Raw genomic sequence first — 12,744 nt, 5'->3', positions numbered from 1 at the left:
AAATGACCGAATACACGGTCACCTACACACTAAGAATCCACCGCAGAGGTCAACCGCTATGCCTGATTACAAGGCCCCCTTGCGTGATATCCGTTTCGTACGCGACGAACTGCTCGGCTACGAAGCGCATTATCAGAGCCTGCCTGGCTGCCAGGACGCTACTCCGGATATGGTCGACGCCATCCTCGAAGAAGGCGCCAAGTTCTGTGAGCAGGTACTGTCCCCGCTGAACCGTGTAGGTGACACCGAAGGTTGCACCTGGTCCGCTGATGGTGTGAAAACACCTACTGGCTTTAAAGATGCCTACCAGCAGTACGTTGAAGGTGGCTGGCCGAGCCTGGCGCATGACGCCGATCACGGCGGCCAAGGCCTGCCTGAGTCGCTGGGTCTGGTCCTGAGTGAAATGGTTGGCTCTGCTAACTGGTCGTGGGGCATGTACCCAGGCCTGTCGCACGGTTGCATGAACACCATCGCCGAGCACGGTACTGACGACCAGAAGCACACCTACCTGACCAAGCTGGTATCCGGCGAGTGGACCGGCACCATGTGCCTGACCGAATCGCATTGCGGTACTGACTTGGGCATGCTGCGCACCAAGGCAGAGCCTCAGGCTGACGGCACCTATAAACTCACCGGCACCAAGATCTTCATCTCGGCCGGCGAACACGACATGGCCGGTAACATCGTCCACATCGTATTGGCACGCCTGCCCGATGCACCGGCCGGTACTAAAGGCATCTCCCTGTTCATCGTGCCGAAGTTTACCGTCGACGCGGACGGCAATATCGGTGAGCGCAACACCGTGACCTGTGGCTCGATCGAGCACAAGATGGGTATCCACGGCAACGCGACCTGCGTGATGAACTTTGATGGCGCCACTGGTTACCTGATCGGTCCAGCCAACAAAGGTCTGAACTGCATGTTCACCTTCATGAACACCGCTCGTTTGGGTACTGCTCTGCAGGGCTTGGCGCACGCTGAAATCGGTTTTCAGGGTGGCCTGAAGTACGCCCGTGATCGCCTGCAAATGCGCTCCTTGACTGGCCCGAAAGCGCCGGAAAAAGCCGCTGACCCGATCATCGTCCACCCTGACGTGCGTCGTATGCTGCTGACCATGAAAGCCTTCGCTGAAGGCAACCGCGCGATGGTGTACTTCACCGCCAAGCAGGTTGATATCGTCAAGTACAGCCAGGACGAAGCCGAGAAGAAGGCTGCAGACGATCTGCTGGCATTCCTCACGCCGATCGCCAAAGCATTCATGACCGAAGTTGGTTTTGAAGCGGCTAACCACGGCATGCAGATCTATGGCGGCCATGGCTTTATCGCTGAGTGGGGCATGGAGCAGAATGTTCGCGACTGCCGCATCTCGATGATGTACGAAGGCACTACCGGCATTCAGGCACTGGATTTGCTGGGTCGTAAGATCCTCATGACCCAGGGCGGCGCGCTGAAGAACTTCACCAAGATCGTGCACAAGTTCTGCCAGACCAACGAAGGCAACGATGCCATCAAAGGCCTGGTCGAGCCGCTGGCTAAGCTGAACCAAGAGTGGGGCGACATCACCATGAAGGTTGGCATGGCAGCGATGAAGGATCGCGAAGAAGTCGGTGCCGCTTCCGTGGATTACCTGATGTACTGCGGCTATGCCTGCTTGGCTTACTTCTGGGCTGACATGGCCCGTCTGGCGGCTGAAAAGCTGGCGGCCGGCGCTGAAGACGAAGCCTTCTACAAGGCCAAGTTGCAGACCGCTAACTTCTATTTTGCACGCATCCTGCCGCGTACCCGTACGCACGTTGAAGCCATGCTGTCTGGCGCCAACAACCTGATGGACATGGCCGAAGAAGACTTCGCCCTGGGTTACTAAGCCCAAGTCCTTTCAGTTCAAAAAAACCGCTGCCCCTTGGGGTGGCGGTTTTTTTATGTCTGCTATTCCAGCCGCCGGCACTATCCCGTTAGGGCGCGCTGTAAAAACATCAGATTGCAGCGCTTTATGGCGATAAAAGCATGAGGCGGCTGATCGATTTGCTTAGCAGGTTCCGTGCGAAGTGCCTTAGATACAGGCAAAATGCGCGGCGTTAACTACTGTTCGCCGCTATGTAGGTGCCGTTTTGTCGCGTTTTGCTGCTGTGCGCTTCAGTCACTTCTTGCCTTCGCTGCTGCTTCTGCTCGGTGGTTTTTTGTTGGCGCGCTTGGCGGCGCTGAATGAGTTCTTCACGTCGCTGTTTAATGTGCTGCCGACCTTGCTGTTGTTGCTCGGCGGCTCGTTCTGCTTGGTATATGGTCGCCAGCGCGAAGTGTTTTTGCTGCTGACGCTCTACCTTGGCTACTTCCTGCTCGATGCCCAAGTTGATCATTTCCGTGCGGTGGGGCAGGTGCGCAGCGACGCCGCGCTGATTTTTCATCTGTGCAGCCTGTTGTTGCCGCTGCTCTACAGCCTCTATGCCGCCTGGCTGGAGCGTACTCATCTGCTGCAGGACCTGATCGCCCGAGCCGCGGTCTTGCTCGCGCTCGGTGCGGTGGCGGTGGGCATGGCGCAGCGCTTTCCTGAGGCGTTGCTGCACTGGTTGTCGCGGGTACGCTGGCCGGTGTTGCAGGTTGAGTGGCTGGCGCTGGTGCAGCTGGCCTATCCGCTATTTTTGCTGGGCCTGATAGTGCTGGTGGTGCAGTACCTGCGCGCGCCGCGACCTTTGCATGCGGCGCAGTTGGTGGGTTTGTGTGGCCTGCTGTGGATGCTGCCGAACACTTTTATCTTGCCCAATGCGCTGAACGTTATGAGCAGCCAGATCATGCTGATCCTGGTAGCCGCTGTGGCACACGAGGCTTATCAGATGGCTTTTCGCGATGAGCTCACTGGCCTGCCGGGGCGTCGCGCCCTGAATGAGCGGCTGCAGCGTCTGGGGCGAAATTATGTGATCGCCATGGCTGATGTGGATCACTTCAAAAAATTCAACGACACGCACGGCCACGATGTTGGCGATCAGGTGCTGCGCTTGGTTGCCAGCCAGCTGAGTAAGATCGGCGGCGGTGGAAAGGCGTACCGCTATGGTGGTGAGGAGTTCACCTTGGTCTTCCCCGGTAAGACCCTGGAGGAATGCCTGCCTCACCTTGAGGTGATACGCCAAGCCATTGAAACCTATCGCATCCAATTGCGCGACAAACAGCAACGCCCACAGAACGATGAACAGGGCAGGGCGCGTCGCGCAGGCAGCGCGGCGCAGCAAGTGTCGGTCACAGTGAGCATGGGCGTGGCTGAGCGGGGTTTGCAGCAGCGCAGTCCGGAAGAGGTGCTCAAGGCCGCCGACCAGGCGCTGTATAACGCTAAGAGCGCCGGGCGTAATTGTGTTCGCAGTTATGGCCAGCGCCGTGGCGCGGTCAAGCAGGACGTCAGTGCGCCTAAGATCGCCCGCTAATGACCATGTATTCAGCATTCGCACTGTGATTGTTGCCGCACGGCGCGGGCTTTAGCGTAGGGCTTAATTTCACTCCCCCCTAACTGACGGAGAAGCCAGCATGCCTGAGTACAAAGCTCCCCTGCGCGATATGCAGTTTCTGATCGACGAGGTTTTCGACTACCAAGCGGGCTACGCCGCGATGGGCGCCGGCGATGCTACCCCAGACATGGTTAGCGCCATCCTGGCCGAGGGTGCAAAGTTTTGCGAGCAAGTGTTGGCCCCGCTAAATCGCTCCGGCGATGAGGAAGAATGCCAAATCAACGGTGGTGTGGTGACCACGCCCAAAGGCTTCAAAGAAGCCTTTGCTCAATATGTTGAAGGCGGCTGGAATGGCCTTTCCGCTGACCCGGTATACGGGGGCCAAGGTTTACCGTCTTCGTTGGGGTTAATCATCAGTGAGATGGTCGGTTCCAGTAACTTGTCTTGGGGCATGTACCCAGGGCTGACCCATGGCGCGATGTCGGCGATCCACGCCCACGGCAGCGAAGTGCAGAAGCAGACTTACCTGAGCAAACTCACGGAGGGCCGCTGGACCGGCACCATGTGCCTGACCGAAGCCCATTGCGGCACCGACTTGGGCCTGATCAAGACCCGTGCTGTGCCCCAGGCCGACGGTAGCTATGCGGTCACCGGCAGCAAGATCTTTATCTCCGCTGGCGAGCACGACATGAGTGACAACATCGTACACCTGGTGTTGGCCAAGCTGCCCGATGCGCCGGCTGGCACGCGGGGTATTTCGCTGTTTATCGTGCCCAAGTTCCTTCCGGATGCTCAGGGCGAAGCCGGCGCGCGCAATGGCGTGAGCTGCGGTTCGATCGAACACAAGATGGGCATCAAGGCCTCGGCCACCTGTGTGATGAATTTCGACAGCGCCACCGGTTACCTGATTGGCGAGGCCAACAAAGGCCTCAACTGCATGTTCACCATGATGAACCATGCCCGTCTGGGCACCGGCATGCAGGGCTTGTGTCTGGGTGAGACCAGCTTCCAGGGCGCAATCAAATACGCCAACGATCGTTTGCAAATGCGTGCGCTGACGGGCCCTAAGGCGCCGGATAAAGCCGCCGACCCGATTATCGTGCACCCCGATGTACGGCGCATGTTGCTGACCATGAAAGCCTTGAACGAAGGCAACCGCGCGCTGGCCTATTTCACCGCGCAGTTAATCGACCAAGCGCACAGCGGCGAAACGGCCGAGCAGCGCGAAGAAGCCGAAAACCTCTTGGCGTTCCTCACGCCGATCTGCAAGGCCTTTATGACCGAGACAGGCCTGGAGGTGACCAACCACGGCATGCAGGTGTTCGGTGGTCATGGCTTCATTCGTGAGTGGGGCATGGAGCAGCTGGTGCGTGATTGCCGCATTGCGCTGATCTATGAAGGCACTAACGGCATTCAAGCGCTCGACCTGCTCGGACGCAAGGTGCTGGGTAGCCAAGGCAAATTGCTGCGCGGCTTTAGCAAGATCGTCCATAAATTTTGTGAGGCCAAGGCTGAGCATCCGCAGCTCAAAGGCTACGTCGCCCAGCTGGCGCAGCTGAACCAGCAGTGGGGCACACTGACGCAGACAATCGGTATGGCCGCCATGAAGAACCCGGACGAAGTCGGTGCGGCCTCCATGGACTACCTGATGTTCTCCGGTTACGTCATCCTGGCGTACTTCTGGCTGCGCATGGCTGAGGTGGCTGAGCAGAAACTGGCGGCGGGCACTGCCGACGCTGCCTTCTACCAGGCCAAGCTGGCCACTTGCGAGTTCTACTTCAAGCGTCTGCTGCCGCGCACAGCCATGCACCTTGCCGGTGCTGAAGCGGGCAGTGAATGCCTGATGCGCTTGCCTGCTGAGCACTTCGCCCTCTGACCAGCGGTTAACCGCCTGCCAAGCCCGCCTTCTGGCGGGTTTTGGCTTATAGGGCATGAATTAATACGTGTTGACCACCGGGTCATTACGCGACGCTATGTGTCTAAAAAGTTGTTCGGTTAGACTCTTTGCACATCTTTATACCTGCTGGTTCGTCCGAGGATTTGCCCCATGGCTGACTACAAAGCCCCCCTGCGTGATATGCGCTTCGTACTCAATGAAGTGTTTGAAGTTTCCAAGCTGTGGGCCCAGTTGCCGGCCCTGGCGGACGTGGTGGATGAAGACACCGCTGCGGCAATTCTGGAAGAGGCTGGCAAGGTCACTGCCGGGACCATCGCCCCGCTCAATCGCAGTGGCGACGAAGAAGGTTGCTCCTGGGCAGACGGTGCGGTAAAAACCCCGGCGGGCTTCCCCGAGGCCTACCAGACCTACGCCGAAGGTGGCTGGGTCGGCGTTGGTGGTGACCCGCTATTTGGCGGCATGGGCATGCCCAAAGCGATCTCGGCGCAGGTCGAAGAAATGGTCAATTCGGCTAACCTGTCGTTCGGCCTGTACCCGATGCTGACCGCCGGCGCTTGCCTGTCGATCAACGCCCACGCCAGCGAAGAGCTGAAAGAGAAATACCTGCCAAACATGTATTCCGGCCAGTGGGCGGGCTCCATGTGCCTGACCGAGCCGCACGCCGGCACCGACCTAGGCATCATCCGCACCAAGGCTGAGCCTCAGGCTGACGGTAGCTTTAAGGTCTCCGGTACCAAGATCTTTATCACCGGTGGCGAACACGACCTGACCGAGAACATCATCCACCTAGTGCTGGCCAAACTGCCCGACGCACCGGCTGGGCCGAAAGGCATTTCGCTGTTCCTGGTGCCGAAGTTTATGGTCAATGACGACGGCTCTCTGGCCGAGCAGAACGCCCTGTCTTGCGGTTCGATCGAGCACAAGATGGGCATCAAGGCGTCGGCCACTTGCGTGATGAACTTCGACGGCGCCACTGGTTGGATCGTCGATGCACCGAACAAAGGTCTCGCTGCTATGTTCACCATGATGAACTACGAGCGGCTGGGCGTGGGCATCCAGGGCCTGTCCCTCGGTGAGCGCAGCTATCAGAACGCTGTGGAATACGCCCGCGACCGTATCCAGAGCCGTGCGCCGACCGGTCCGGTAGCCAAAGATAAAGCCGCTGACCCGATCATCGTGCACCCGGACGTGCGCCGCATGCTGCTGACCATGAAAGCGCTGAACGAGGGCGGTCGCGCCTTCTCCAGCTACGTGGCCATGCAGCTTGATACCGCCAAGTTCAGCGAAGACGCGGCCACCCGCAAACGCGCCGAAGAATTGGTTGCCCTGTTGACCCCGGTGGCTAAAGCCTTCCTCACCGACATGGCGCTGGAAACTACTGTCCATGGCCAGCAGATATTTGGCGGCCACGGCTTTATCCGTGAGTGGGGCCAGGAGCAGTTGATTCGTGACTGCCGTATCACCCAAATCTACGAAGGCACCAACGGCATCCAGGCGCTCGACTTAGTCGGCCGTAAAGTGGTCGGTAGCGGCGGTGCGTTCTACAAGCACTTCGCCGAAGAGATCAAAGCCTTTACCGATTCGGCTGATGCGTCACTGGCCGAGTTCGTCAATCCGCTGAAAGACGCCATCGCCAACCTGGAACTGATGACCAGCGACTTGCTGGAGCGCGCCAAGGCCAACCCGAATGAAGTGGGTGCCGCCTCGGTGGAATACCTGCAGGTATTCGGTTACACCGCCTACGCCTACATGTGGGCCCTGATGGCACGCACTGCGCTGGCCAAGCAAGATCAGGACGAGTTCTACGTGAGCAAACTGGGTACCGCGCGTTTCTACTTCGCGCGTTTGCTGCCGCGTATCCACTCGCTCACAGCTTCGGTCAAAGCCGGTAGCGAAAGCCTGTACCTGCTGGATGCTGCGCAGTTCTAAACTGCTCGGCACTGCAAAAAAACCGGCCCGTTTGCCGGTTTTTTTGTACCTGGGTTTAGTGTTGCGTAGGGCTACGACAGCTCAGTGAGTCGATTCAGCCTGGGTGACTAGGGCGCCGCAGTCGATCAGTTGTTGATCTGCTGTTCGACCAGCGCGGGGTTGTCGATAAAGCGATTGCGTGTGCCTTGCAGGTTGGCAATCTTATCATTGCGCGCTATTTCTTCGGCATCGGGCGGGTCCATCTGGTGCCACTGTTTGTACACCTGCACCTGACCGACGATGGGCAGGTCGTACTCGACGTGCATATAGAAAATCGCCCGAGCGATATTGCCCTTGGCTTCGTCGCGGGGCTCGACCAGTTGGAAGCTGGTTTTCATGTCGCAGCCAATATCATCGAATTTGCTTGGTACGCTGTCGTCCAAATCGCCGAACTGCGCGTTACGCCGTACCAGCTCGACGCGCGTCAGGGCTGGGTAGAGGTTATGCAGGTCGGACGCCATATAGACGTAGCGCGGGTTCATGATCGCGCACTGGCGGTTGGTTACGCAGCGCAGGGCACTTTTCAGTTGTTTGTTGCTGTAGATAGGGCTGGCTTTAAACTGGCCGCTTTCCTGGCTAAAGGCTTTGCCGCAATACAGCGAAGTGCCGCCCTGGGCATAAAGCGGGTTCCAGAACAGTTGCACGGCGGCTTTAGGGTCGGAAATTTGGTTTTGCCCGTTGGCGGATGCTATTGGGCTGATGCTGGCTGCCAGGCAGCTGATGACAAGAAACAATGAGCGCATGCGTGGCCCCGTATTGACCGCCGTTGACGGGGTCTGTTGTTTTTGTAAGACAAGTTCGAGTTTAACAAGACCTGCGTCACAAAATAAAGCCGAGCGTTTGCTTGGTTTTACTGGGATGCACGCCGTGTAAGCTTTGGCTTACATCGCGTGCTGCGGATCGCCACTATGCCCGGCGCTGGGCGATGGCTAACCTACAAATCAGGACGTCGCGCAGGAAGCGCATTGAAGAAAAGGGATACGTGGGATAGCTGCCAGGATGGCAAGCAGATCAAGGATGTCAGCAAACAGTCTGCAAAAGCCCCGCAATCGCGGGGTTTTCTTTTTTATGCCGCTCACCAACGCGCGCCCTTCGTGACCCACCGATGCCGCTCACATGGATACCATGGGTATGCGGCTATGCGCACAGGCCACTTTTGTACATCGCTTGCGCTACGTATCCAGCCGCCGGGCATTTCCTCGAGCGCTTTTCCGCTACCATCGGCAGTTCTCTCGCATGCGATAAGGATTGCCCCATGTCCACTGCCACGCTGATTCTCCTGGCGGTTGCCGCCGCGCTGATTTTTTTCGTGATTGGCATTTACAACCAGTTGGTGAAGCTGCGTAACCGCTTTCAGAATGCCTTTGCGCAGATCGAGGTGCAGCTCAAGCGCCGCTATGACCTGATCCCTAACCTGGTGGAAACAGCCAAGGGTTATATGACTCACGAGCGGGAAACCCTGGAGGCGGTGATTGCCGCGCGTAATAACGCGGTGACGGGTCTCAAGGCCGCGGCGGTGCAACCCGGTAATGCCCAGGGCATGGCGCAACTGGGCGGCGCAGAAGGGCTACTGAACAGTGCCTTGGGCCGTTTGAATGTAACGCTTGAGGCCTACCCAGACCTCAAGGCCTCGGCGAACATGCAGCAGCTCAGTGAAGAGTTGAGCAGCACCGAGAATAAGGTGGCCTTCGCTCGCCAGGCCTTTAATGATGCGGTGATGGCCTACAACAGTTACAAGCAGTCATTCCCACCGGTGTTGCTGGCCGCCAGTTTCGGTCATGCGCAAGACGCCAGCCTGCTGGAGTTCGCCGACAGCGCAGCGATTCAAGACGCGCCGAAGGTCTCGTTCTAAGAGCCACGCGCAATGAACTTCTTCGAGCAGCAGGATCGCGCCCGGCGTCACAGCGGGCGTTTATTGATGCTGATGGTGCTGGCGGTTCTGAGCCTGATCACCCTGACCAGCCTAGCGCTGGGGGCAATCTGGCAGCTGTTCGGCAATCATCAGAGCTCCCTAGGCCTGCTTGATGGCCCGGCCAGCCTGCTGCCCAGTTGGCCGCTGGTGGGCAGCGTGGCGCTGGCGGTTGTTGGCGTGGTGTTGCTGGGCAGCCTGTACAAGCAGCTGCAACTGAGCCGCGGCGGCCAGGCGATTGCCGAGCGTCTCGGTGGGCGCTTGATCAACCTGTCACCACAAAACCTCGAAGAGCGCCGGCTACTCAATGTGGTGGAGGAAATGGCCCTGGCCTCGGGCACCTCGGTGCCGGCGGTGTATGTCCTCGATGATGCCGGAATCAACGCTTTTGCCGCCGGGCTGACGCCGCAGGATGCGGTGATTGGGATAACCCGAGGGGCGATCTGCCAGCTCAGCCGCGATGAATTACAGGGCGTGATTGCCCATGAGTTCAGCCATATCTTCCACGGCGATATGCGCCTCAATACACGCCTAGTGTCGGTGTTACACGGCATTCTCCTGCTGGGGCTGATCGGTGGATTTCTGCTGCGCAGTAGCGGTCGCGGTCGCCGCTCCAGTCGCGAAAATTCGGTGGCTGTCGTGCTCGCCATAGGCGTCACGCTGTGGGTGTTGGGCTATGCCGGGACCTTTTTCGGCAACCTGATCAAAGCGGCGGTGAGCCGCCAGCGCGAATTTCTCGCCGATGCCTCGGCGGTGCAGTACACCCGCGACCCGGAGAGCATCGCCGGGGCCTTGAAGAAAATCGGCGGCAACCTGTATGGCTCGCAACTGCAAGCCGGGCATGCTGCCGAGTTCAGCCATATGTACTTTGCCGCCGGCATCAGTCAGGCCCTGGAAGGCATGCTGGCCACCCACCCGCCGCTGGATCAGCGCATCCGCCGGATTACTCCTGGCTGGGATGGCCGTTACCCGCAGGTGCCAGCGATCAGCGCTGCAGCGCCGGCCGCAGAGGGCAGTGATTCGCCCGCCAGTGTGTTTGGCGCGAGTGCCTTTGTGCCGGATTTAAGTCCGGCCTCGGCGAGTGAGGCGATTGACGCCATTGGCGATCCGCAGGCGCCGCACCTTGTTGTTGCACGCCGCTCACTGGCGCAGCTGGATGAGGCCTTAAGTGCGGCGGCGCACAGTTGCAATGGCGCCGAGGCGTTGCTCTACGGTCTATTGCTCGACCCGGCTGAGGCGCAATCGGCGCAGCAAGTGCAACTTCTGCAACCGCGCATCAGTGCCGAAGTGGCCGCGCAGCTTGAGCACTTGCGCGCGCCGCTGCGGCATTTACCTGCGGGCATGCGCTTGCCCCTGTTGGACTTGGCCATGCCGGCGCTCAAGCAATTGGCCGTCGATCAGTTCGCAGCATTGAAAGCCAACCTGGCTCTGCTGATTCGCGCCGATGGCCGGGTTGCTCTACTGGAGTGGACGTTGCTGCGCATTGTTGAGCGCAATGTTGAAGGCGTACGCGCACAGGCCAGCCGATACGCGCTGCCGGAGTTGGCCGCTGAAGTGCTCGTTGTGCTGTCACTGCTGGCCCGTGCGGGTGGCGTGGATGAGGCTGCCGCGCAACACGCCTTCAACCAGGCGGGCAGCGAACTGCCGTTCAGTGTCGGCCTGCTGCTAGCGGCCGATGCCAGTGGTTTGTCAGCGCTAGAGCCCGCACTGCGACGTTTGAGCCTGCTGCGGCCGTTGCAGAAGCCGCAGCTGCTCAAGGCCATGGCGCGCTGCATCGAACATGACGGCCAGATCAATGCCGCCGAAGCCGAGTTGATGCGCGCTGTGGCCGATATTCTTGATTGTCCGATGCCGCCCTTGCTCGCTGCGCGCGGCTGAACAGCTGGCCACGCGCTTGCACTGTTCGCCTGAAGAGTCGCTGTTGCGTTCTATGTTCGCCAGCTGTTCGCGGACGCCGCTCGCTGTTGTGCAATGGCACTGAATTAGCCGTGCTCAACGCTGGTATAGAAACAGAGCACCCTCGCGATCAGTTCACTGCGCTTGCAGCTGGTAATGACGCTTCTTACCGAGGCTAATACGTGCGCCTAGGTGCGCGATGGTTAGCTTTAATTCGGCATCATTTAGCACCTCGCCATTCAGGCGTAGACCGCCACCGGCAGTCAGGCGGCGTATGGCACTGCCAGACGTCTGCAGTTTGTGCTCCAGCAGCAGTTGCAACAGGCTCACGTTGCCATCCAGGCGCTGCGGGTCGATGGTCAGTGCTGGCAAGGCAGTCTCTGCAGTGCTGCCAACAAACAGCTCGGCGGCGGTGGCTGCGGCGGCCTGGGCGGCTTGCTCGCCGTGGGCCAAGGCGGTGGCAGCGTTGGCCAGGATGATTTTCGCCTGGTTCAGCTCGGCCCCTTCGAGCGCGCCCAGGCGTGCCACCTCATCCAGTGGCAGTTCACTGAACAGGGCGAGAAAACGACCGACGTCGGTGTCGTCACAATTGCGCCAGAACTGCCAGAAGTCATAGGGCGACAGCTTGTCGCCATTCAGCCATACCGCGCCGGCGGCCGATTTACCCATCTTCCGCCCGTCGCGTGCGGTCAGCAGCGGCATGGTCAGGCCGAACAATGGCTGGCAGCCCTGACGCCGGCCCAGTTCCACGCCATTGATGATGTTTGCCCATTGGTCGGCACCGCCCAGTTGCAGGGTGCAATTGTGCCGGCGCGCCAGTTCGGTGAAGTCGTGGGCTTGCAGCAGGGTGTAGCCGAATTCCTGGAAGCTCAGCGAGTGCTCGCGGTCCAGGCGGTTGCGTACCGCATCGAAGGTCAGCAGGCGGTTGATGGAAAAGTGCCGGCCGACCTCATTGAGAAACTGCAGGTAGCCGATGCCGTCCAGCCAATCGGCGTTATCCACCACTCGGCCAGCGTTGGGGGCATCGCCGAGCTCAATGTAGTGGGCAAAGCAGCCGGTTATCCCGGCGATATTCTGTTGGATCTGCGCTTCAGTCAGCACCGGCCGGCTGCTATCGCGAAAACTCGGATCGCCAATACGCGTTGTGGCGCCGCCGATCAGTAAGATCGGCTGATGACCGGCGCGCTGCAGGTGACGCATTAGCATCAACGCTTGGAGATGGCCGACATGCAGGCTCTCGGCGGTGGCATCGAAACCGAGGTAGAAGGTCTGCGGGCCTTGGTTCAAGGCCTGGCGCAAGCCATCGAGATCCGTGCACTGGTGGATGAAACCACGGGCGCTGAGCTGGTCGATTAGATCGGGGGATGTAGCGGGCATAACAGTCTCCTGAATTTGGCAAAAGCCTGAGGAGACCGGTGTAAATCAAGGATGACCGATCCGCCTCAGGCGGATCGGACATGCAACAACGCATCTACCGCCTGGTGAGAGGGGGCAGTACGTAATAAAACGCAGCGATGGGGCAGATGTGTCTGTGCATGCGCGGTACTTTAGTGGCTGGCGAGTGTAAGTCAACTCGGCGGTAACTCAGAACTGGCGCGCTGCTGCGGTTGTTAGCCTGGCCAATCGGTTAAGTTTTCAGGCAC

At 59.4% G+C, this 12,744-nt stretch carries 8 protein-coding genes; 6 read left to right on the top strand and 2 right to left on the bottom strand.

From position 1 onward, the window contains the following. Nucleotides 1–58 precede the first annotated feature (58 nt). From BMZ32_RS16590 to BMZ32_RS16575, 4 genes are all read left to right on the top strand, one after another. Entirely contained in the window at nucleotides 59–1,864 is a 1,806-nt protein-coding gene (locus BMZ32_RS16590) for a phenylacyl-CoA dehydrogenase (RefSeq protein ID WP_090244031.1), read from the top strand. 244 nt (nucleotides 1,865–2,108) lie between these two features. Next, entirely contained in the window at nucleotides 2,109–3,410 is a 1,302-nt protein-coding gene (locus BMZ32_RS16585) for a GGDEF domain-containing protein (protein WP_090244029.1), read from the top strand. Between the two features lie 100 nt (nucleotides 3,411–3,510). Next, nucleotides 3,511–5,307: an acyl-CoA dehydrogenase C-terminal domain-containing protein gene (locus BMZ32_RS16580; RefSeq protein ID WP_090244027.1), complete on the top strand. Its 1,797-nt coding sequence runs from the start codon at nucleotides 3,511–3,513 to the stop codon at nucleotides 5,305–5,307. A gap of 171 nt (nucleotides 5,308–5,478) precedes the next feature. Further along, nucleotides 5,479–7,257 (top strand): acyl-CoA dehydrogenase C-terminal domain-containing protein, encoded by a 1,779-nt coding sequence (locus tag BMZ32_RS16575; protein WP_090244025.1) that lies wholly within the window; start codon nucleotides 5,479–5,481, stop codon nucleotides 7,255–7,257. Nucleotides 7,258–7,382: 125 nt separating this feature from the next. On the opposite strand, the gene BMZ32_RS16570 is transcribed toward BMZ32_RS16575, so the two are convergent. Next, on the bottom strand, nucleotides 7,383–8,039 hold the full coding sequence (locus tag BMZ32_RS16570) for an endonuclease I family protein (protein WP_090244023.1): 657 nt from the start codon (nucleotides 8,037–8,039) through the stop codon (nucleotides 7,383–7,385). A 512-nt stretch (nucleotides 8,040–8,551) separates the two neighbouring features. Between BMZ32_RS16570 and BMZ32_RS16565 the strand changes: the two genes are divergently transcribed. After that, nucleotides 8,552–9,148, top strand: coding sequence for a LemA family protein (locus BMZ32_RS16565; RefSeq protein WP_090244021.1), 597 nt, complete (start codon nucleotides 8,552–8,554; stop codon nucleotides 9,146–9,148). A 12-nt stretch (nucleotides 9,149–9,160) separates the two neighbouring features. Beyond that, complete coding sequence (locus BMZ32_RS16560) at nucleotides 9,161–11,083, top strand: M48 family metallopeptidase (protein ID WP_090244019.1); 1,923 nt, start codon at nucleotides 9,161–9,163, stop codon at nucleotides 11,081–11,083. Nucleotides 11,084–11,236: 153 nt separating this feature from the next. On the opposite strand, the gene tyrS is transcribed toward BMZ32_RS16560, so the two are convergent. Next, nucleotides 11,237–12,478, bottom strand: a complete 1,242-nt coding sequence (tyrS, locus tag BMZ32_RS16555; protein WP_090244017.1) for a tyrosine--tRNA ligase — start codon at nucleotides 12,476–12,478, stop codon at nucleotides 11,237–11,239. Nucleotides 12,479–12,744 lie beyond the last annotated feature (266 nt).

The sequence above is a fragment of the Pseudomonas guineae genome, assembly GCF_900113745.1.
In the GTDB taxonomy this organism is placed as follows: Bacteria; Pseudomonadota; Gammaproteobacteria; order Pseudomonadales; family Pseudomonadaceae; genus Aquipseudomonas; species Aquipseudomonas guineae.
Note: the sequence above shows the minus strand (reverse complement) of the source record. Positions and strands in the feature narration are given on the sequence as shown.

Coding starts and splice junctions, on each gene's coding strand:
- BMZ32_RS16575 (WP_090244025.1), top strand. CDS start 5,479: ATGGCTGACTACAAAGCCCCCCTGCGTGATATGCGCTTCGTACTCAAT.
- tyrS (WP_090244017.1), bottom strand. CDS start 12,478: ATGCCCGCTACATCCCCCGATCTAATCGACCAGCTCAGCGCCCGTGGT.
- BMZ32_RS16565 (WP_090244021.1), top strand. CDS start 8,552: ATGTCCACTGCCACGCTGATTCTCCTGGCGGTTGCCGCCGCGCTGATT.
- BMZ32_RS16590 (WP_090244031.1), top strand. CDS start 59: ATGCCTGATTACAAGGCCCCCTTGCGTGATATCCGTTTCGTACGCGAC.
- BMZ32_RS16580 (WP_090244027.1), top strand. CDS start 3,511: ATGCCTGAGTACAAAGCTCCCCTGCGCGATATGCAGTTTCTGATCGAC.
- BMZ32_RS16570 (WP_090244023.1), bottom strand. CDS start 8,039: ATGCGCTCATTGTTTCTTGTCATCAGCTGCCTGGCAGCCAGCATCAGC.
- BMZ32_RS16560 (WP_090244019.1), top strand. CDS start 9,161: ATGAACTTCTTCGAGCAGCAGGATCGCGCCCGGCGTCACAGCGGGCGT.